The 21485-nt window shown below is 66.9% G+C and carries 17 protein-coding genes and 1 tRNA gene; 7 read left to right on the forward strand and 11 right to left on the reverse strand.

Annotation, left to right across the window (positions count from 1 at the left end; all coding sequences use genetic code 11):
• The first annotated feature begins 125 nt into the window (after positions 1-125).
• Positions 126-1502: a bifunctional lysylphosphatidylglycerol flippase/synthetase MprF gene (locus BN972_RS10360; RefSeq protein WP_390176188.1), complete on the forward strand. Its 1377-nt coding sequence runs from the start codon at positions 126-128 to the stop codon at positions 1500-1502.
• Here BN972_RS10360 and cydC read toward each other — a convergent pair.
• The 8 genes from cydC to BN972_RS10400 all read right to left on the reverse strand — a co-directional run bounded on the left by cydC (position 1477) and on the right by BN972_RS10400 (position 10750).
• Positions 1477-3132: a thiol reductant ABC exporter subunit CydC gene (cydC, locus tag BN972_RS10365; protein WP_036355954.1), complete on the reverse strand. Its 1656-nt coding sequence runs from the start codon at positions 3130-3132 to the stop codon at positions 1477-1479. The genes BN972_RS10360 and cydC overlap by 26 nt on opposite strands.
• A complete protein-coding gene (gene cydD / locus BN972_RS10370; RefSeq protein ID WP_167659573.1) occupies positions 3119-4735 on the reverse strand; it encodes a thiol reductant ABC exporter subunit CydD in 1617 nt (538 codons plus the stop codon). Before cydD ends, cydC begins: the two co-directional genes overlap by 14 nt.
• A 71-nt stretch (positions 4736-4806) precedes the next feature.
• Positions 4807-5847, reverse strand: a complete 1041-nt coding sequence (gene cydB / locus BN972_RS10375; protein ID WP_036355957.1) for a cytochrome d ubiquinol oxidase subunit II — start codon at positions 5845-5847, stop codon at positions 4807-4809.
• Between the two features lie 23 nt (positions 5848-5870).
• Positions 5871-7337: a cytochrome ubiquinol oxidase subunit I gene (locus BN972_RS10380; RefSeq protein WP_036355960.1), complete on the reverse strand. Its 1467-nt coding sequence runs from the start codon at positions 7335-7337 to the stop codon at positions 5871-5873.
• Between the two features lie 71 nt (positions 7338-7408).
• Positions 7409-8008, reverse strand: coding sequence for an HdeD family acid-resistance protein (locus tag BN972_RS10385; protein ID WP_099051029.1), 600 nt, complete (start codon positions 8006-8008; stop codon positions 7409-7411).
• A gap of 30 nt (positions 8009-8038) precedes the next feature.
• Positions 8039-9370, reverse strand: a complete 1332-nt coding sequence (locus BN972_RS10390; RefSeq protein WP_036355962.1) for an adenylate/guanylate cyclase domain-containing protein — start codon at positions 9368-9370, stop codon at positions 8039-8041.
• A 93-nt stretch (positions 9371-9463) separates the two neighbouring features.
• Entirely contained in the window at positions 9464-10288 is an 825-nt protein-coding gene (locus BN972_RS10395; protein WP_036355964.1) for a GAF and ANTAR domain-containing protein, read from the reverse strand.
• Positions 10289-10673: 385 nt separating this feature from the next.
• A tRNA-Leu gene (locus tag BN972_RS10400) sits at positions 10674-10750 on the reverse strand.
• Between the two features lie 69 nt (positions 10751-10819).
• Between BN972_RS10400 and BN972_RS10405 the strand changes: the two genes are divergently transcribed.
• Positions 10820-11431, forward strand: a complete 612-nt coding sequence (locus BN972_RS10405) for an ANTAR domain-containing response regulator (RefSeq protein WP_036355966.1) — start codon at positions 10820-10822, stop codon at positions 11429-11431.
• A gap of 29 nt (positions 11432-11460) precedes the next feature.
• Here BN972_RS10405 and BN972_RS10410 read toward each other — a convergent pair whose 3' ends face one another.
• Both BN972_RS10410 and BN972_RS10415 read right to left on the reverse strand, forming a co-directional pair.
• Complete coding sequence (locus tag BN972_RS10410; RefSeq protein ID WP_036355969.1) at positions 11461-12663, reverse strand: lipid-transfer protein; 1203 nt, start codon at positions 12661-12663, stop codon at positions 11461-11463.
• Positions 12660-13106 (reverse strand): Zn-ribbon domain-containing OB-fold protein, encoded by a 447-nt coding sequence (locus tag BN972_RS10415; RefSeq protein ID WP_036355972.1) that lies wholly within the window; start codon positions 13104-13106, stop codon positions 12660-12662. The genes BN972_RS10410 and BN972_RS10415 overlap by 4 nt, the downstream gene beginning before the upstream one ends.
• 141 nt (positions 13107-13247) lie before the next feature.
• Here BN972_RS10415 and polA point away from each other — a divergent pair, with 141 nt between their 5' ends.
• The 5 genes from polA (at position 13248) to BN972_RS10440 (ending at position 20887) form a co-directional block, all read left to right on the forward strand.
• Positions 13248-15911: a DNA polymerase I gene (gene polA, locus BN972_RS10420; protein ID WP_051545211.1), complete on the forward strand. Its 2664-nt coding sequence runs from the start codon at positions 13248-13250 to the stop codon at positions 15909-15911.
• A gap of 66 nt (positions 15912-15977) precedes the next feature.
• Positions 15978-16988: a lysophospholipid acyltransferase family protein gene (locus tag BN972_RS10425; protein WP_036355977.1), complete on the forward strand. Its 1011-nt coding sequence runs from the start codon at positions 15978-15980 to the stop codon at positions 16986-16988.
• A gap of 271 nt (positions 16989-17259) precedes the next feature.
• Positions 17260-18705: a 30S ribosomal protein S1 gene (rpsA, locus tag BN972_RS10430; RefSeq protein ID WP_036355980.1), complete on the forward strand. Its 1446-nt coding sequence runs from the start codon at positions 17260-17262 to the stop codon at positions 18703-18705.
• 9 nt (positions 18706-18714) lie between these two features.
• Positions 18715-19929, forward strand: a complete 1215-nt coding sequence (gene coaE, locus BN972_RS10435) for a dephospho-CoA kinase (RefSeq protein WP_036355983.1) — start codon at positions 18715-18717, stop codon at positions 19927-19929.
• 7 nt (positions 19930-19936) lie between these two features.
• Positions 19937-20887 carry a DUF2889 domain-containing protein gene (locus BN972_RS10440; RefSeq protein WP_036355986.1) on the forward strand — a complete coding sequence of 317 codons (951 nt, stop codon included), beginning with the start codon at positions 19937-19939 and terminating at the stop codon, positions 20885-20887.
• On the opposite strand, the gene BN972_RS10445 is transcribed toward BN972_RS10440, so the two are convergent.
• Complete coding sequence (locus tag BN972_RS10445; protein ID WP_080696811.1) at positions 20832-21413, reverse strand: TetR/AcrR family transcriptional regulator; 582 nt, start codon at positions 21411-21413, stop codon at positions 20832-20834. The genes BN972_RS10440 and BN972_RS10445 overlap by 56 nt on opposite strands.
• Positions 21414-21485: the final 72 nt, after the last annotated feature.

The raw sequence follows: 21485 nt of genomic DNA on the forward strand, positions 1-21485 counted from the left end.
TCATAACGGCGAGCAGACGCAAAAGTCCCAAAATGCCCGGCGTGTCGGGGGCTTTTGCGTCTACTCGCCACAGGCTGCGAGCGGCGTAACGTCGGTGTAGGGCGCCGCTCAGCGAGGAGGTGCCGGTGAAACCGCCTACGCTTCACACCTTTCCCGGCCTGCATGCGTTGCGCGTGCGCGAACGCGTTGTCTGGCATGTCGATTCGCTACGCGCCCGCTACACCAGTGCGCTGGCTCTGTTGTGCGGGGCATGTTTGCTGTTCGCGGTGCTTGCGCGCGAGGGCCGATCGGGTTGGTGTCTATCCGTCTTGGCGGCGGCACTGCTGATCACGCGCGGAATCTTCCTCGGTCGCCCCGTCACCGCGATGCACGCGGCGGCCGCCGTCGCCTTGCTGGTCGCCGGTTTGGCCGCGCACCTGGTCTCGCTGGAGGCGCTCGGTGAGGTCATGATCGCCGGATCCGGGGTAGCGCTGATGTGGCCGACGGCCGCCCGGCCGGAGCCCGACGATCTGCCCCGGGTATGGGCGCTGATCGATGTCACCAAAAACGATCCCTTGGCTCCGTTCGCCATGCAGACGGGCAAGTGCTATCACTTCGACGTCACCGGCACCGCCGCGCTGGCCTACCGGACCCGATTCGGGTTCGCGGCGGTCAGCGGAGACCCCATCGGTGACGAGGCGCGGTTCCAAGACTTAATCGCCGACTTTGCCTTGCTGTGCCACACCCGCGGCTGGCGGATCGTGGTGGTGGGTTGCAGCGAGCGCCGACTTGGGCTGTGGACTCCCGCCGCCATCGGGCAGTCGTTGCGTCCCCTGCCAATAGGCCGCGATGTCGTCGTCGACCCGGCCCATTTCGAGCTGGCCGGACGGCGCTTCCGCAATCTGCGTCAGGCGGTGAACCGCACCCACAACTTCGGAATCACCACCGAGATCGTGGCCGAGCGCGAACTCGACGAACGCCTCCGTACCGAGCTGAAATCGGTATTGCTGCATTCCGCCAAGGGCGCACACACCGATCGCGGGTTCTGCATGAACCTCGACGGCGTTTTGGAAGGCCGTTATCCCGGGACGCAGCTGATCATCGGCAGGGACGCCGCGGGCACAGTGCAGGGCTTCCACCGCTACGCGACGGCGGGCGGCGGTAGTGATTTGACGCTTGACGTGCCGTGGCGCCGCCGCGGGGCACCCAACGGCCTGGACGAGCGGCTCGCGGTCGATATGATCGCCGCTGCTAAAGAGGCTGGGGCGCAACGTGTATCGCTGGCGTTTGCGGCGTTCACTGATCTCTTCGATGACGAGCGTTGCGGCGCGGTAGCGCGGTGCTGCTACCTTCTGCTCCATCTGCTGGACCCGTTGATCGCGCTCGAGTCGCTGGACCGTTATGTGCGCAAGTTCCATGCCATGGATACTCGGCGCTACGCCCTCGTCACCCTCACCCAGACGGTGCCGCTCGCTTTCGTGCTGCTGTCCCTGGAGTTCATGCCGCGTCGACGACGGCTTTGACGGGAAGCTCCGCACACCGAACATCGTTGGGTAAGTGGTGAGTCGCCACCACCACGGTTTTGGCGGCCGCGATCAGCCCATTGCCGGGCGCCAGCAGCCGACGCAGCACCCGGTCGGCGTCGGCGGCATCGAGATGCTCGGTGGGTTCGTCGAGCAGGACGACTCCGGCGGGGGACAGGACCGCCCGGGCGAGCAGCAACCGTCGACGCTGGCCGGCCGAAACGGCTTGCGCGCCACCAGTCAACACCGTGGACAGCCCGTCGGGCAGACCGGCCAGCCAGTCGCCCAGGCCCACCGCCTCCAGCGCGTCGGTCAATTCGTCGTCGTCGCAGTCACCGCGGACGACCAGCAGATTGTCCCGGACCGTGGTCGCGAAGATGTGCGCGTCTTCGGCGAAAAAGCAGACGGACGATTGTAGTTCGGGTTCGCGGATGCACTGCAAGTCGACTCCATCCAGCATCACCGCGCCGCGCACCGGTGGCAGCAGCCCGGCCAGCGTCATCAGCAGCGTCGTCTTGCCGGATCCACTGGGCCCGGTCACGGCCAGCCGGGCGCCGGGGCCAAGATCGACCGTGGCGTGGCAGCTTCCGACCGCGGAGTGACCCGCTACCACGTCAGCGGACAACCGCCCTACCGGCCGGTCCGGTGACACTGGGGTTCCGGCCGGTGTGACCGAGCCCGGTGGGGCCAGCGCCAACAGGCGGCGCGCGGCGATCCTGGACCGCGTCAATTGCACCGCGGCCGTCGGCAACACGCTGGTGGCTTCGAAGGCCGACAACGGCAGCAGCATCAGGACGGCCAGGGTCGTCGGCGCGACCGCGGGCCCCATGCTGATAGCGGCCACCACCGCCCCGAGCACGCTGATGCCGATGGTGGCGGTCGGAATGGCTTCGGCGAGCGCGGCGGGCCGGGCGGCAGCGTCGGCCGCGGCGCCCCAGGCCCGTTGCTGCCGTTGCGATTCGGCGATGATGCCGGGCAGCGCACCCGCGACCCGCAGCTCGGGCGCGTGCTGCAACGCCAGGAGCGCCGCGGTGTCGCGTTCGGCGTGATGCTGGTCGGCGATCATTTCCTGCGCGACCGCGGCCCGGCCGGCCAGCCACGGCGCGAGCACTCCGGCCACGGCCAAACAGGCGGCCAGCACCACCGCCGCCGATGGTGAGATGAGGCCGACCGTCACCACGCCCGCCACCGAGAGCACCGTCGCCACGCCGATCGGGACCAGCGCGCGCACCAGCACATCGGCCAGGGCATCCACATCCGCGCCCACCCGGGCCACCAGCTCGCCGCTGTGCAGCCGGACGGCGCCGGCCGCCGGTCCGGTAGCCAGGCGGTGATAAATCTGCGCACGCGCGCTGCCGGCGGCCCGCAACGCGGCGTCGTGGGTGGCCAGCCGCTCGCAATAGCGCAGCACGCCACGTGAGATCGCGAATGTCCGCACCGCGACCACGGCCACCGACAGATCGAGTACCGGTGGCATCTGCGCGGCCCGGGTGATCAGCCACGCCGACACACCCGCCAGGGCCAGCGCGCTGCCCAGCGACAGCACGCCGAGCGCGATGGCCGCCAGGATGCGGGGGACACGTGGCCGCAGCAACGCGGCGACGGCGCTCCAGAGCTCAGACCGGCGCATACCGCGCCTCACTGCCGGCGAATACCTCCACCACCTGGTCACCGATCGCCAGGACCGGCGCGCGGTGTCCGACCACCACCACCGTTGCGCCGGCCCGCGCGCGGGCGACAATCGCCCGCAGCACCCGCTCCTCGGAGGCGGCGTCCAAATGCGCGGTCGGTTCGTCGAGCAGCAGCACCGGTGCCGACGATCCGAGTGCCCGGGCCAGGCCCAGCCGTTGCCGCTGGCCCAGCGACAGCCCGACCCCCCCGCGGCCCAGCATGGTGTTCAACCCGTCGGGCAGGGCGGTTAGCACGTCATCGAATCCCGCCGCGGCACAAGCGGTGTCGATATCGTCGAGATCGCCGAGCAGCAGCAGGTTGTCCCGGACGGTTCCCGGAACGAGTACCGGACGCTGTGGTAACCAGGACAACTGGCGCCACCACGGCGCGGAGGCCACTTCGGCGAGGTCGATGCCGTCCACGCTGACTCGGCCCAACGACGGCGTGGTGAGCCCGGCGATCACCTGCAGTGTGGTGCTCTTGCCGGCGCCGTTTGGGCCGGTCAGCACCGTCACCTGGCCCGGTTCGACGACCGCGCTCAGACCGTCCGGCGCATAGCCCCTTCGGGCTGCGACGCTGAGGTTTTCCAAGCGGATCTGGGCGCTGCGGGCGGCGATGGCGCAGTGGGCGGTGATCGTGCGTTGCGCGGACGGCGCCGGTTCCAGTTCGCCGATGAGCGCGAACGCCCGGTCGGCCGCGGCCCGTCCGTCCTGGGCGGCATGGAATTCGGCCCCGATGCGGCGCAGCGGCCAGTACACATCCGGCGCCAGCAGCAGCACCGTCAAACCGACCGTGAGGCTCAGTTCGCCGAACACCAGGCGCAGCCCGATACTGACCGCGACCAGCGCCACTCCGAGCGTGGCCAGCAGTTCCAGCACCAGCGCCGACAGGAACGCGATCCGCAACGTCGCCATCGCCGAACGGCGATGCGCCACACTGAGTTCGGTGATGCGCCGCTCCGGTCCGGTCGCCCGGCCCAACGCCCGCAATGTGGGGATGCCGGCGATCAGATCCAGCAGCCGCGATTGCAGAGTCGTCATGGCCGTCAGGGCGGCCGCCGACCGTTGGGCCGTGGCCAGCCCGATCAGCACCATAAAGATCGGTATCAGCGGCAGCGTCACCACCACGATGACCATCGACGTCAGGTCGTACAGCGCGATCACCAGCACGGTGGCCGGAGTCAGGATCGCCGCGAGCAGCAGGGTGGGCAGATACCCGGTGAAATAGGGCCGCAACCCATCCAGCCCGCGGGTGACCACCACCGCGGCGGAGTCACGCTGCGCGGCCAGCTCGTGGGGCTGACGGCCGGTCACAGCGGTCAGCACCTGCCCGCTGAGGTCGGCGATCACCGCGCTGGCCCCACGCTGGCTCAGACGTGCCTGCAGCCACTGGGCGATCGAACGAATGGCCCACAGCCCGAACACAATCGATATCGGGACCGCCCAGCAGCGCAGGCAGCGCGCCGACGGGTCGGCCGCCACCCTCGCTACTATGCCGGCCAACACGATCGCCGCCGCGATCGCGCAACCCGAGATCACCACCCCGCAACCCACCGCGGCCAGCAGGTAGCCGCGTAACGCCGCGGATGCCCGCAACAACCGTGGGTCCAATGGCGCTCGAGAGCTGTTGGCGCTCAGGACGGACGCCTTCTCAGCCCGATCGAGGCCGGGATCCGGTCAGCGGAGATACGTTGCCGGAACACCCAATACGTCCACCCCTGATAGACCACCGTCAACGGCACCATGATGGCCGTCACCCAGGTCATGATCTTGAGCGTGTAGGGAGTCGACGAGGCGTTGTAGATGGTGACATTCCATTGGCTGTTCAGAGTCGAGGGCACCAGGTTGGGATACAGCGAGCCGAACAGCAATACCACCACGCTGGCGACCACCAGCAGCGTGCAGAAGAACGCCCAACCGTCGGACACACGTCGCCACACCAGCAGCACCGCCGCCGACATGGCGACCACAGCCACGCCCAGCGGCGCCCAGGTCCAGTTCTTGCCGTGCACCAGCTGCGTCCAAATACCAAATCCGGCAACCAAACCCGTCGCCGGCAGCGTCAACCACAGGGCGAACCGCTGAGCGTCGTCACGGATGGGCCCCTCGGTTTTCAACGACACAAACACCGCACCGTAGAACAGGAACAAGCCGGCCGTGGCCAAACCGCCCAACAGCGTGTAAGGGTTGAGCACATCACCGATCGACAGATGCACTTGCCCGTCGGCGTCCACCGGCAGGCCGCGCAGCAGGATCGCGAATGCCGTACCCCACAACACGGCTGGCAGCCACGACCCGGCTGCGATCGCCAGGTCGGCCCAGCTCCGCCATTTCGGGTCGTCCACCTTGCCGCGCCATTCGATGGCCACAACGCGGACGATCATGCCGAACAGGATGGCGAGCAGCGGCAAGAACAGGGCCGAGAACATGGTGGCGTACCAGCCCGGGAAGGCGGCGAACATGGCCGCGCCGGCGGTGATCAACCATACCTCGTTCGCGTCCCAGACCGGTCCGATCGTGTTCAGCGCCGCACGTCGATGAGACTCCTTGTCGCCCTTGCCGACTCGCGCGAAGGGTGCGATCAGCATGCCGACACCGAAGTCGAAACCCTCGAGGATGAAGAAGCCGAGAAACAGCGCCGCGATGAGGCCGAACCACAACTCTTGCAGATTCATCGGTCAGCTCCTTTCGCGAAGGCTCAGTAGGCGAACGACAGGGGTTTCACCTGCTCCTCATCGGACTGCTGGTCTGATGGCAGTGCCGCGGGTTCGGCGTCGTGTTCCTGGGGGCCTTCGACGATGTAGCGCTTGAGCAGCCAGAACCAGATCACCGCGAGCACGGCATAGATCAGTGTGAACGTGGTGAGGGAGGTGATCACCATGCCTGGTGCGTGGTGGGAGACCCCGGCAGCGACGTTGAGGCGCACGCTCTGATCACCAGTGGGATTGGGCACGACAAGCCAAGGCTGGCGGCCCATTTCGGTGAACACCCAGCCAGCGCTGTTGGCCAGGAACGGGGTGGGAATGGTCAGCAGCGCGAACCAGGCGAACCAGCGTTGACTCGGGATCCGGCCACGGCGGGTCAGCCACAGGGCAACCAGCGCGAACAGCACCGGCACCGCGAGCAGGCCGATCATCATGCGGAACGACCAATAGGTGACGAACAGGTTAGGGCGGTAGTCGTTCGGCCCGAACCGCTGTTGGTAGTCCCGTTGGATATCGCGTACGCCCTGCAGCTTGACGCCGTCGAACTTGCCCTCGGCGAGGAACGGCAGCACGTAGGGCACTTCGATCACGCGGGTGAGGGCGTCACAGTTGTTCTGCCTGCCGACCGTCAAGATCGAGAAGTCCGGGTCAACTTGGGTGTCGCACAACGATTCTGCCGATGCCATCTTCATCGGCTGCTGTTGAAACATCAGCTTGCCCTGGAAGTCGCCGGTGAAGAACAGCCCGACGGCGGCGAGCAACACCAGCCAGCACCCCAGGGCGGTGGCCGGGCGATACATGGCCCGGGTGCCCGGGTCCACGGGGCTGGTCTGCGACCGGACCAGCCACCATGCGCTGACAGCGGCGACGAAGGTGCCCGCGGTCAGCAGTGCGCCGGCGACGGTGTGCGCGAAGGCAGTAAGGCCGGTGTTGTTGGTAAGCAACGTCAGGATGTTGTTCAGCTCGGCCCGGTGGGTCTCTGGGTTGAAATGCACGCCCACCGGGTGCTGCATGAACGAGTTCGCCGAAATGATGAAGAAGGCGGAGACGTTGACGCCGATGGCGACGATCCAAATGCAGGCCAGGTGCACCAGTTTGGGCAGCCGGCCCCACCCGAAGATCCACAATCCAATGAACGTCGATTCGAAGAAGAAGGCGAGCAGACCCTCCATCGCCAGCGGTGCACCGAAGACGTCGCCGACGAAGCGCGAATACTCGCTCCAGTTCATCCCGAACTGGAATTCCTGGACGATGCCGGTGGCCACGCCGATGGCGAAGTTGATCAGGAATAACTTCCCGAAGAACTTGGTCAGCCGGTACCACGCGACGTTGTCGGTGGCCACCCACGCGGTCTGCATGACCGCCAGCAGCGGCGCCAGGCCGATGGTCAGCGGCACGAAAATGAAGTGGTAGACGGTGGTGATACCGAACTGCCACCGCGATATGTCGACGACATTCATCTGTCATCTCCCGAGGCCGCGGGGAAAAGTGAGTAACTACGACACAGTGTAGTAGTTAGGCGGAGCGGGCGCTAGCGCAGCGTGTGTGACGCCTTGCGGATGCCGAACGCGGAAACAACCTCGAAGACTCCGATGACCACCAGCCAGATACCGACCACGAGGGCAAGGGTGATGATCGATTCGAACGGCGAGGCCATCACCACGATCCCCGCGAGGAGGCTGATTACGCCGATGAAGATCTGCCAGCCTCGGCCGGGCAGGTGCGGATCGCTGATCGCCGACACCGTCGTCGCGACGCCACGGAAGATGAACCCGACCCCAATCCAGATCGCCAGGAGCAGCACGGCGTTGCCGAAATGCCGGAACGCCAGCACCGCCAGGATCAGTGACGCGGCACCGCTGATGAACAACAGGATGCGGCTACCGGCCGAGACGTGCAGCGAGAACGCGAACACGACCTGGGCGGCGCCGGTGATCAACAGGTAGACGCCGAATGCAATGGCCGCCGCGAGCACGGATATTTGCGGCCACGCCAGCACGACGACGCCCAGGGCGACGGACAGGATTCCCGACACCAGCGTCGACTTCCACAGGTGCGGCAACAGACTCGGCGGTGACTGCGGTGCGGGGGTTGTGGCAGGACTTGGTTCCATCGCACCAGTGTGACGCATGTGGCGGTCTCGGTATAGGGCCTTTCGGACCTACACGCGCGCTGCCCGCACGTCCTCGCTGCGCACTTCGGCCGGCTCGTCCGCCGGCTTGCGGCCGACGAGATACCAGGTCCGCATCAGGCCTTTGCCCTTGACGTCGATGAGGCCCCGTTCGCGCAGCACAAAGTCGTCCTTGAGCCGTTCGTAGACCTCGTCGGGCACCTGGATCTGGCCGACGGAGTCGGTGGTCTCCATCCGGGAGGCGACGTTGACGGCGTCGCCCCACACGTCGTAGAAGAAGCGGCGCGAACCCACCACGCCGGCCACCACCGGACCGGTGGCCAGACCCACTCGCAGCGGGACCGCTCGTCCGTGCGGGTCCTTGAGAGATGCTGCGACGTCGGCCATTTCGAGTGCGAAGTCGGCCAGCGCGTGCACGTGGTCGGGGCGTGGCCGTGGCACACCGCTGACCACCATGTAGCAGTCGCCGGTGACCTTGATCTTCTCTAGGTCATGTTTGTCGACCAGTTCGTCGAAGGCGCCGTAGAGACGGTCCAGGAAGCGGACGAGGTCAGCCGGCGCGGTGCTGCTGGCGCGTTCGGTGAAGCCGACGATGTCGGCGAACAGCACCGAGGCCTCGTCATACTTGTCGGCGATAACCTGCCGTTCGGGTTCCTTGAGCCGCTCGGCAATGCTGGCCGGCAGCATGTTCGCCAGCAGCGCCTCGGAGCGGTCGTACTGCTCCTCCATGACCGCCTCCGCGCGTTCGGTGTCACGCAGGGCGAACCACATCGTGACGACCACCATGACGCAGGCAGAGATCGTGGTGATGATGAAACCCGCCGACTGAGCCCACGGCGGCTGCAGGCCGGTGTCGCGGGGGATGACGAATTCGGTCGTGATGACCAGGGCCGCGGCCACTGCCGCCAGGAAACTGGCCAGAGCGATGTGTTCGGTGCCCAGCACGAGCACCACCAGGCAGGCGCCCACGATGAAGAACAGCTGCGCGCCCGAGTTGGTCCCCACGTCCCAGCAGCTGGCGAAAACCGTGACGTAGGCCGCGGTGATGAACGTCAGCGGCGCCACCAGGTCACCGAATCGGTGCAAGGTGGGCACGATCGCGAAGATCAGCGCCGCGCAGATGTTGATCGAGACGACCTGCCACAGCCAGGTGCCCAGCAGCAACTGCATGAGGACGAAGCTGGCACTGACGATCACGGCCAGCCAGGAGGTGATGTTGAGGATCCGGGCGCGACGGGCAGCGCTGGCGGCGTAGTGCTGACGGATATCGCGCGTCTGCGTCCGTACGGCGGCGACGCAGTCTGGCCGGCTTGCCGAGTGATCATCGCCAGCTGAAAGGGCACCGCATTTTTTAGCGGCCACGTGTCAAGAGTAACCGTCGAACTCGGCGTTTACCCCGGGTAGCGATAGGGACCCTTCATCGGCGGGGTTTTGCTGGCACGGGGGACCAGTGAACTAGTCGAATATGTCGGGCTGAGCGGCTACCACTCTTGCGATCTCACTCAGCTTTACGTTCAGTTTTTGGGACGACGACCGCAGGATGTCGAAAGCTTCTTCGGCCGAGATGTTCCGCCTGCCCATCAGGATGCCCTTGGCTTGTCCGATTACGTCGCGGCTATCGATCGCTTGATGCAGCTGCGCTTCACGCAGTTTGCCGGTGGTCACCGCTTCCGTCGTCGCCAGGGCCAGAGACGCGTGCGTCGCCAGCAGCAGGATGGCGTCCCGGTCGATGTCGTCGAGCCCGGCGGACGAGTGGGAGTACAGATTCAAGGCTCCGGACAGCCGGGGCGGGACGGGCGCGGGGAGCAGGGACAGGGAGAGGACGGCTTCCACGCCCAATCTGCGTGCCGCCTCGGTGAACCCAGGCCATGGCGAATTGGCGCGGCCCGGTTCAGGCCACGCCGCAAAGCCGGGGCCGGGATTGTGGGCGGCCGCGACGCACGGACCTTCGCCCAGGTTGTACTGACACTCGTCGAGCATCTGAGCCACCGCATGCGTGGCGATGGGAGTGTGGAACCGGCCATCAGGGCTGCGCAGGGTCACGCTCACCACGTCGGCCTGGGGGGCGACGCTGACCGTCGCGTCCACCACCTGTTCAAGTACCTCTTGGACGTTTCCGGCATTGAGTAGGGCTGTGGTCAGCGCCGCGAACTGGCAACCCAACGGACCCAGCGGGACGTCGTGGTCTCTGGTGGGGGACGTCCCTTGCCGGGTGGCCTGGTCGGCGTCGGCGACGAACAGCAGCCGGTCGCGAGCCCAATTGTCGGTGCGATCAGACATTCGGCTCATCTACTTCCTGCGATGACCGTCCAGGACGCGCGCCGTGAACTCTTCGCCTAAGAGCGGTGGCCGGGATTACCGCTGCTAGCTGATTGAATCGCCGCTGCTGCTGTACGACGGGTGGGCGTGAAATCCGATAACGGTCGCACTACGTGCAGTCTTCGCCATGTGTCCGCTGGCGCAAGCCTACGACGTGTGGCTTCGGATCTATACCTTGGCGGCGAACATCTGCGTTTATTGGCTAGCGATCGCATTGCGTTTCCGGCTGGGACCGCAGGGGCGGATGTTGCAGCGTGGGCAGCACCGGCGAGGTTGAGGCGATGACCGCTGCGCCGCATTACAAGCGGCCCGCGGGGACGGTGTGATGCCCAGTGAACTGCGGCGTTGGTGCCCTCGGTGAGATTCGAACTCACACTGTACGGGTTTTGAATCCGTTTCCTCTGCCAGTTGGGATACGAGGGCTGGTCCGGCTACCTACCTTAGAGGAACCCCCCGAGCGCCCGTCACAGCCGTCACGACACAATGTCCGTCATGACCGGCCCCACCACCGACGCTGACGCCGCTCCGAAGCGGCGGGTCCTGATCGCTGAGGACGAGGCGCTCATCCGCATGGACCTTGCCGAGATGCTGCGAGAGGAGGGGTACGAGATCGTCGGCGAGGCCGGCGACGGACAGGAAGCCGTCGAGCTGGCCGAGCAGCATAAGCCGGATCTGGTGATCATGGACGTGAAGATGCCCCGCCGCGACGGCATCGACGCGGCGTCCGAGATCGCGAGTAAGCGCATCGCGCCGATCGTGGTGCTGACCGCGTTCAGCCAGCGTGATCTTGTCGAACGTGCCCGCGACGCCGGCGCGATGGCCTATCTGGTCAAGCCCTTCACGGCCAGTGATCTGGTTCCGGCCATCGAGTTGGCGGTGAGCCGCTTCAGTGAGCTCACCGAGCTCGAACGCGAGGTGGCGACGCTGTCTGATCGGTTGGAGACGCGCAAGCTGGTCGAACGCGCCAAGGGGCTGCTGCAGGTCAAGCAGGGCATGACCGAGCCGGAGGCGTTCAAGTGGATCCAGCGGGCAGCGATGGATCGGCGGACGTCGATGAAGCGGGTCGCCGAGGTCGTGTTGGAGACGCTGGACACGCCCGAGTAGTCGGTGCCTCGGCACCCTTCGCGCGCCCTTTAGCGCGCGACGATCACCGACGAGCCGTGCCCGAACAGACCCTGGTTCGCGGTCACGCCAACCGTTGCGTTCTCCACCTGCCGACCGGTGGCCTGGCCACGCAGCTGCCAAGTCAACTCGCAGACCTGCGCGATCGCCTGGGCGGGGATGGCCTCGCCGAAGCAGGCCAGTCCGCCGGACGGGTTGACCGGCACCTTGCCGCCGATCGCCGTCGCGCCGCTGCGCAGTAGCTGCTCGGCCTCGCCTTTCGGGCATAGTCCCAGGTGCTCGTACCAGTCGAGTTCCAGCGCGGTGGACAGGTCGTAGACCTCGGCCAGGCTGACGTCCTCGGGTCCGATTCCGGCCTCGGCGTAGGCGGCGTCGAGGATCTGGTCCTTGAACACCCGCTCGGGCGCGGCCACCGCGGCGGTGGAATCCGTTGCGATGTCGGGCAATTCGGGCAGATGCTGCGGGTATCGCGGGGTGACGGTGCTGACCGCGCGCACCGACGGGACCCCGTCCAGCGAGCCCAGGTGCTTGCGGGCGAACTCCGCGCTCGCCACGATCAGCGCCGCCGCACCGTCGGAGGTTGCGCAGATGTCCAGCTGGCGCAACGGGTCGCTGACTACCGGGCTGGCCAGCACGTCCTCGATCGAGGACTCCTTGCGGTAGCGGGCATTCGGGTTCTGCAGACCGTGCTGGGAATTCTTCACCTTCACCTGCGCGAAGTCCTCGGACGTCGCCCCGTACAAATCCATCCGGCGCCGCGCGAGCAGCGCGAAGTACACCGGGTTCATCGCCCCGATCAGGTGGAAGCGCTGCCAGTCGGGGTCGTTCTTACGTTCCCCGCCGACGGGAGCGAACGCGCCCTTGGGTGTGGTGTCGGCGCCGATCACCAGCGCGACGTCGCAGAAGCCGGCCAGGATGTGCGCCCGGGCGCTCTGCAGGGCCTGTGACCCGCTGGCGCACGCGGCGTAGCTGGAGCTGACCGGCACGCCGTTCCACCCGAGCTTCTGCGCGAATGTCGACCCTGCAATGAAACCGGGGTATCCGTTGCGGATCGTGTCAGCCCCGGCGACGAGCTGAATCTGCCGCCAGTCCAGCCCGGCCTCGGCCAGCGCCGCCCGGGCGGCGACCACGCCGTATTCGGTGAAGTCCCGGCCCCACTTGCCCCACGGGTGCATGCCGGCGCCGAGAATGTAAAGCGGTTCCGGAGTGCTCATGAAGACGACACCTTCCACGCGTGCACCAGCCGTTCAACGCCGTCGGCGTCGGTGAACAGCGGCATGATCGCCAGCTCCATCTCCATGCCCACCTTCAGATCCGCAGCCAGCGTGCCCTCGACGACCTTGCCAAGGACGATGATGCCCTCGTCGGCCAACTCCACGGCGGCGATGGCGAACGGCTCGAACGGCTCCTGCGCGGGGTAGGGCGCGGGCGGCGGATAGCGGTTCTCGGTGTAGCTCCACAGCTTGCCGCGACGCGACAAGGCGACGGACTCTAGTGAGTCGCTCGCGCATGCCGGGTTGGGGCAGTTGTTCTCCCGCGGCGGAAACACATAGGTGCCGCACGCCGGGCACTTGCTGCCGATCAGGTAAGGGTTTCCGGCATCGTCGGTGGCGAACCACCCATCGATCGCCGGCTGCTGGTAGGTGACCTCTGGCACCGGCTCAGCGTACCCAGCCCGCGCGCAAAACTGAAACGTGTTCCAGTTCTGGCGCCGCAAGGAGCGTCGTACCGGGTGCCTAGAGTGTGAGCCGTGAGTGCCCCGCCTTCGAAGAGCGCAGAATCCACGAAACCGACGCTGATGCTGCTGGATGGCAACTCGCTGGCTTTCCGGGCGTTCTACGCCCTGCCCGCGGAGAACTTCAAGACTCGCGGCGGGCTGACCACCAACGCGGTCTACGGGTTCACCGCCATGCTGATCAACCTGCTGCGCGACGAGGCGCCCACGCACATCGCGGCGGCGTTCGACGTCTCCCGGCAAACGTTCCGTTCCGAGCGCTATCCGGAGTACAAGGCCAACCGCTCCTCGACGCCCGACGAGTTCCACGGCCAGATCGACATCACCAAGGAAGTCCTTGGCGCACTTGGCATTACCGTCCTGGCCGAGCCGGGCTTCGAGGCAGACGACATCATCGCGACGCTGGCCACCCAGGCCGAGGGCGAGGGTTACCGGGTGCTGGTGGTCACCGGTGACCGCGACTCGCTGCAACTGGTCAGCGACGACGTGACGGTCCTCTATCCGCGCAAGGGCGTCAGTGAACTCACCCGCTTCACCCCGGAGGCCGTCGTCGAGAAATACGGCCTGACGCCCAAGCAGTACCCGGACTTCGCCGCGCTGCGGGGCGACCCGAGTGACAACTTGCCGGGCATCCCGGGTGTGGGCGAGAAGACCGCGTCGAAATGGATCATTGAATACGGGTCACTGCAATCCCTGGTCGACAACGTCGACTCGGTGCGCGGCAAAGTCGGCGACGCGCTGCGTGCCCATGTCGCCAACGTCGTGCTGAACCGGGACCTCACCGAGCTGGTCCGGGATGTGCCGCTCGCGCAGACACCCGACACACTGCGATTGCAGCCGTGGGACCGCGACCACATCCACCGGCTTTTCGACGACCTCGAGTTCCGCGTCCTGCGGGACAGGCTCTTCGACACACTCGCCGCCGTCGAACCCGAGGTCGACGAGGGGTTCGACGTGCGCGGCGGGGCGCTGGATCCGGGCACCGTCGGTCAGTGGCTGGCCGACCACGCCGGTGACGGGCGCCGGTCGGGCCTGACGGTGATAGGCACCCATCTGCCGCACGGCGGTGATGCCACCGCGTTGGCCATCGCCGCGGCCGACGGGGACGGCGCGTACCTCGACACCGCCACGCTCACACCCGAGGACGACGCCGCGCTGGCCGCCTGGCTGGCCGACCCGGACAAGCCCAAGGCCCTGCACGAGGCGAAGCTGGCCATTCACGATCTGACCGGCCGGGGCTGGACCTTGGCCGGCGTCACCTCCGACACCGCGCTGGCCGCCTACCTGGTGCGGCCCGGGCAGCGCAGCTTCACCCTCGACGACCTCTCGCTGCGCTACCTGCGTCGCGAGTTGCGAGCCGATAACCCCGAACAGCAACAACTTTCGCTGCTCGACGATATCGACGGGGTGGACGAGCAGGCGGTACAGACCAGCATTCTGCGGGCTCGGGCCGTCGTCGACCTCGCCGACGCCCTGGACGCCGAGCTGGCTCGCATCGATTCCACCGCGCTGCTGGGCGAGATGGAGCTGCCGGTGCAGCAGGTGCTGGCCGAGATGGAGCATGCCGGCATCGCGGTTGACCTGGCCAAGCTCACCGAGCTGCAGACCCAGTTCGCCGACCAGATCCGCGACGCGGCCGAGGCCGCCTACGCCGTAATCGGCAAACAGATCAACCTCGGCTCACCCAAGCAGCTGCAGGTGGTGCTGTTCGACGAACTAGGCATGCCCAAGACCAAGCGCACCAAGACCGGCTACACCACGGACGCGGACGCTCTGCAGGGTCTCTTTGACAAGACCGGCCACCCGTTCTTGCAGCACCTGCTGGCTCATCGCGACGTCACGCGCCTCAAAGTCACCGTCGACGGTCTGCTGAACTCGGTCGCCGGCGATGGCCGCATCCACACCACCTTCAACCAGACCATCGCGGCCACCGGCCGGTTGTCCTCGACCGAACCGAACTTGCAGAACATCCCGATTCGCACCGACGCCGGCCGTCAGATCCGTGATGCGTTCGTCGTGGGACGCGGCTACGACGAGCTGATGACCGCGGACTACAGCCAGATCGAGATGCGGATCATGGCGCACCTGTCCCGTGACGAAGGCCTGATCGAGGCGTTCAACACCGGCGAGGACCTGCACTCATTCGTGGCGTCTCGAGCCTTCGGCGTGCCGATCGAGGAGGTCACCGGCGAACTGCGGCGGCGCGTCAAGGCAATGTCGTACGGGCTGGCCTACGGGTTGAGCGCCTACGGGTTGTCCGCCCAGCTCAAGATCTCCACCGAAGAAGCCAAGGACCAAATGGACCAGTACTTCGCCCGATTCGGCGGGGTGCGTGACTACCTGCTCAACATCGTCGAGCAAGCCCGCAAGGACGGCTACACCTCGACGGTGCTGGGCCGCCGGCGCTACCTGCCCGAGCTGGACAGCAGCAACCGGCAGGTGCGGGAGGCCGCCGAGCGGGCGGCGCTGAACGCCCCGATCCAGGGCAGCGCTGCGGACCTGATCAAGGTGGCCATGATCGAGGTGGACAAGGCGATCAAGCAGGCCGGGCTGGCCTCGCGCATGTTGCTGCAGGTGCACGACGAGCTGCTGTTCGAGATCGCGCCGGGAGAGCGCGACCAGCTCGAGGCGCTGGTGCGCGACAAGATGGGCGGCGCGTACCCGCTGGACGTGCCGCTGGAAGTGTCGGTGGGCTACGGCCCCAGTTGGGATGCTGCGGCCCACTAGGTAGCGAACTTAAACTGCACGGGTGTCGGAACCCGACCCGCGACCGCGACCATGCAGAGCGCAGCCATGAGGCGGGGGCACCCGCCGCTTGCGGGGAAGAGCGGCGAACCGGCCCAGCGACCGCCGCTGCTGCGCTACCCGCTGGTCGTCGCCTCGAAGCTGTTCGGCCTGCTGCCGGCTCCGGTCGCCGACGCGCTGTTGGCCGTCGTCGCGCGGCTGGTGTACTGGCGCGGCCGTGCCCAGCACCTGCACGTGTTGCAGGATTTCCGCGACAATGTGGACCCGACGGCCCAGTTCTCGTCCCGCAAGTGGCGGCCGGTCCAGGCGATGTACCGGGCGCTGGTCCGCAACGCCAACGACGCGATCTGGTTCCTCGCCGCGCCGCACGACGCCGCACTGCGCCGGTTCCGCATCGCTGACCCGGCGCCGATCCACGCCGCTCTCGAAGCGGGCCGAGCGGCCGGTGTCGGCGTCATCGTCGCCTTTCCGCACCTAGGTTCCTATGCAGCGCTGCCGATCGTGCTGGCGCTCAATGGGTTGCCGACGACGGTTGTCGCCAACCGGCAGCGGGCCCTGATGCAGTGGGTGATTCATCGTGGTGCGCAGAAGGCCGGTTTGGAACTCATCGTCGTCGAGCGCACCGGCGGCGCCAGCATCACCGCGGCCATGGCGGACGCGCTGCGCCGTGGCCGGATCGTCGCGATCGCCGGCGACTATTTCCGGGCCCGCGAGGGCACGCAGGCCACGCAGGGCGGGACAAGCGCCGGCATCCACGTCGACCTCGCCGGCATCAAGCGCCCGGTTGGTCCGGGACCGGCGCTGCTGGCTCTGCGCACCGGCGCGCTGATCGTCCCCGGTGCGGTCTTCCAGCACAGGCACCAGCGGGAACCGGTGTTCGGCGAGCCGATCGCCGCCGAGGTGCCCCTGGGCGGGGACGACCACAGCGTGCGGGACGCCGTGCAGCTGACGTCGCAGCGCGTCGCCGATGCCCTCGCCGAGTTCATTCGGCGCGAGCCCGATCAATGGTTGATGCCCGGCGGGCTGGTATCAGATTCGGTCGGCCGCCGACGTCGGTAGATCCAGGTCGTCGAGCGTGACGTTTATGCACGTCAACAGCGCGAATCAGGTACATAAGGCCCACGCTGGGCGGCCAACTAGACCGAAAAGTGGGCCGCGCGTCAGCGCGGATGCGCACCCGGTAGTCTGATCATGATTTCGACCGAGTTTGTCCAGCGTGTAGGCAGTCGAGTAGCCTCGACTGGTATCCGTTTGCGCTCGATCGCGGGTCACACCAATAACTCAAGTCCCAAGTCCCTACGATGAACCCTGTCCGGAGCAACCCAACAATATGCCGAGTCCCGCCGTCACCTCGCCGCAAGTAGCCGTCAACGACATAGGCACCAGCGAGGATTTTCTTGCCGCAATAGATAAAACGATCAAGTACTTCAACGATGGCGACATCGTCGAAGGCACCATCGTCAAAGTTGACCGGGACGAGGTGCTCCTCGACATCGGCTACAAGACCGAAGGGGTCATCCCCGCCCGCGAACTCTCCATCAAGCACGACGTCGACCCCAACGAGGTCGTTTCCGTCGGTGATGAGGTCGAGGCCCTGGTTCTCACCAAAGAGGACAAAGAAGGCCGACTGATCCTGTCCAAGAAGCGCGCCCAGTACGAGCGCGCCTGGGGCACCATCGAAGAGCTCAAGGAGAAGGACGAGGCCGTCAAGGGCACCGTCATCGAGGTCGTCAAGGGCGGCCTGATCCTCGACATCGGGTTGCGCGGCTTCCTGCCCGCCTCGCTGGTCGAGATGCGCCGCGTGCGCGATCTGCAGCCGTACATCGGCAAGGAGATCGAGGCCAAGATCATCGAGCTGGACAAGAACCGCAACAACGTGGTGCTGTCCCGCCGTGCCTGGCTGGAGCAGACCCAGTCCGAGGTGCGCAGCGAGTTCCTCAACCAGCTGCAGAAGGGCACCATCCGCAAGGGTGTGGTCTCCTCCATCGTCAACTTCGGCGCGTTCGTCGACCTGGGCGGGGTGGACGGCCTGGTGCACGTCTCCGAGCTGTCCTGGAAGCACATCGACCACCCGTCCGAGGTGGTTCAGGTGGGCGACGAGGTCACCGTCGAGGTGCTCGACGTGGACATGGACCGCGAGCGGGTTTCGTTGTCGCTCAAGGCGACTCAAGAAGACCCGTGGCGCCACTTCGCCCGCACGCACGCCATCGGGCAGATCGTGCCGGGCAAGGTCACCAAGCTGGTGCCGTTCGGTGCGTTCGTCCGCGTCGAGGAGGGCATCGAGGGCCTGGTGCACATCTCCGAGCTGGCCGAGCGTCACGTCGAGGTGCCCGACCAGGTGGTTGCCGTCGGCGACGACGCGATGGTCAAGGTCATCGACATCGACCTGGAACGTCGGCGGATTTCGCTGTCGCTCAAGCAGGCCAACGAGGACTACACCGACGAGTTCGACCCGGCGAAGTACGGCATGGCCGACAGCTACGACGAGCAGGGCAACTACATCTTCCCCGAGGGCTTTGACGCCGAAACCAACGAGTGGATGGAAGGTTTCGACGCCCAGCGCAACGAGTGGGAGGCCCGCTACGCCGAGGCGGAGCGTCGCCACAAGATGCACACCGCGCAGATGGAGAAGTTCGCCGCGGCCGAAGCTGCCGACCACGGTGCCGGCGGTCAGTCGTCCTCGAGCAGCAGCTCCTCGGAGAAGTCCGCGGGTGGATCGCTGGCCAGCGACGCCCAGCTGGCGGCTCTGCGGGAGAAGCTCGCCGGCAGCGCGTAACACGCACGGATGCTGCGCATCGGGCTGACCGGCGGCATCGGCGCCGGGAAGTCGGCGCTATCCAAGACGTTCTCGGAGTGCGGTGGCATCATCGTCGACGGTGATGTCATCGCGCGCGAGGTCGTCGAGCCGGGCACCGAGGGTTTGAAGTCGCTGGTCGAAACGTTCGGCGAGGACATCCTGCAGCCCGATGGGTCCCTGGACCGCCCGGCGTTGGCGGCCAAGGCTTTCGCAAACGAGGACGAGCGCAAGAAGCTCAACGGCATCGTGCACCCACTGGTGGCCCAGCGCCGCGCCGAGATCATCGCGGCGGTGTCTCCGGATGCCGTTGTGGTGGAAGATATTCCGCTGCTGGTGGAGTCCGGCATGGCTCCGCTGTTCCCGCTGGTGGTCATCGTGCACGCCGACGTCGAACTCCGGTTGCGACGATTGGTCGACCAACGCGGCATGTCCGAAGAGGATGCGCGGGCCAGGATTGCCGCGCAGGCCACCGACGAGCAGCGGCGGGCGGTCGCCGACATCTGGCTGGACAATTCGGGCACCCCCGAGGCGCTGACCGAACGGGCCCGCGAAGTGTGGCACAACCGGATCGTCCCGTTCGCACACAACCTCAGCGAGCGCGCCCATACCCGGGCCCCGGCGCGGGTGGTGCCCGCCGACCCGAGTTGGCCCGATCAGGCCCGGCGTATCGTCAACCGGCTGCAGACCACCTGCGGGCACCGCGCGGTGCGGGTGGACCACATCGGATCGACTGCCGTGCCGGGCCTGGACGCCAAGGATGTCATCGACATCCAGGTCACCGTCGAATCCCTGGACGTCGCCGAGGAACTCGTCGAACCGTTGCTGTCGGCGGGGTATCCGCGTCTCGAGCACATCACTCAGGACGCCGCGAAATCCGATGCCCGCAGCACCGTGCCGGGCCTCGACCACGGTGACGATCCGGCGTTGTGGCACAAGCGCATTCACGCCTCAGCTGACCCGGGGCGACCGACCAACGTGCACATCCGCGTCGCGGGCTGGCCGAATCAACAGTTCGCGCTGCTATTCGTGGATTGGCTCAAGGCCAATTCCGATGTGCGAGAGAAGTATCTGGAGGTCAAGCGGGCGGCCGACGCGGGCGCTCACGGCGACACCGTGCGCTACGTGACGGCCAAGGAACCCTGGTTCCGCGAGGCCTACCGTCAAGCCTGGGAATGGGCCGACACCACCGGCTGGAAGCCCTGAGTCGACTATGCCGTTCGTCAGCGACATCCTGGGTCCGCGGCGGCCGGTCGTTGACGAGCCGCCGCCGCTGACCAAGGGCCGGCGGCGACGCACCAGCACCATCGACACCCATCCGGACGGGGCGCGCGGCAAGCTGGCCGATTTGCGGGCCCGGGACGCGGCGGCCGAGAGCGCGGCAGAGGTCCGGGTCACCGCCCATCTGACCGATCACGTCATCGACGACATCCGTTCGGACGAAGCCAATCTGGACGCGCTACTGGGCTGCCGGGTCGGTGCGGGGTTTCGGGCGAAGATCGCCCAATTGTTCCCCGAGCAGGTGCGGCAAGCCACCCTGCTTCATCTGCTGCTCGACGACTGGGTGGGTGCAGCGCTGGTGTCCGGGTACGCCACACAACATGGAGCGATCGTCGACGGCGTCGAGGCAAAGATGCCGGTGGGCGTCGCCGACCGGATGGCCGGGATCTGCGCCGGCTTCGCCCCGGACGCGTCGTTGATCGCCTACACCCGGCGACACGACGTCATCCCGACGGGCCGCGGGCCGGTGGCGCCGGCGCTGCGTGGCCTACATGACGTCAATCCGCTCCGGGAACGGGGGATGCGCCGGTTCCGCCGCCTCGACGTGTGGCCGCTAAGCGCTGGGGCGGTGGGCTTTGACGTCCACTTCCGCGACTCGCACATGGACAACGACCTGGTCGAAACGATCGTGCACGAATACACCGTGGTCGGCACGGTCGACGCGTCGACGCGGACCATCACCGCGGTCAATGCCGAAGTTCGGGTGCTGCCCTGGCGGGAATGCCCCGGCGCGATCGGCAGTGCCGCGCGAATCCAAGGCATGACGCTGACCGAGCTACGGGACCGGATCCGCGGCGAATTCGTCGGTACCAGCACCTGCACGCACCTCAACGACACTCTCCGCGCGCTGGCCGACCTGGATGCGCTGCTAGATAGCCGGTAAGCAGCGCGACAATCTCATCTTCGACTTCTCCGAAGTCCACCGGTTCGGTCCCGAAATCGGCCCTAGTGACCAGCCGGTGCACCAGTGAGTCGATCGTCGCCACAGCCACCTGCGCGTTCAATCGGCTGTCGGCGCGGACTTCGGGATGCTGCTCGAGCAGCCGCGCGGCCGTGTCCACGCTGAACTGCTCCAATGCGTGCAACCGGTCAAGAAACTCCGGCGCACGCGGTGCCTCCTCGAACAACACCCGGTGCAGGCGCGGATTGTCCCGGTGGTTGTCGATCGCCGCTCGCACGAACAAGCGCAGCAGGTCGTCGAGTCGTTCCGGCAAGCCGCCCGACAACCGCTCGGTGAGCAGCCGGGCGCCGTCGTCGACGTGCGCGTCCATCAAGGCGCGGAGGACGGCGTCCTTGTTGGGAAAGTATTGGTAGACCGAGCCGATCGAGACCCGGGCCCGCTCGGCGATGCGGTTCGTGGTGCCCGCCGCATAGCCGTGCTCGGCGAAAACCTGAGCCGCCGCATCCATAATGCGCTGCCTGGTCTCGGCGGCCCGCTCCTGTTTGGGCTGCTTGCGTTGCCGAAATCGGTCTGTCGGTGC

The organism is Mycobacterium asiaticum DSM 44297, from assembly GCF_000613245.1.
Lineage (GTDB): Bacteria > Actinomycetota > Actinomycetes > Mycobacteriales > Mycobacteriaceae > Mycobacterium > Mycobacterium asiaticum.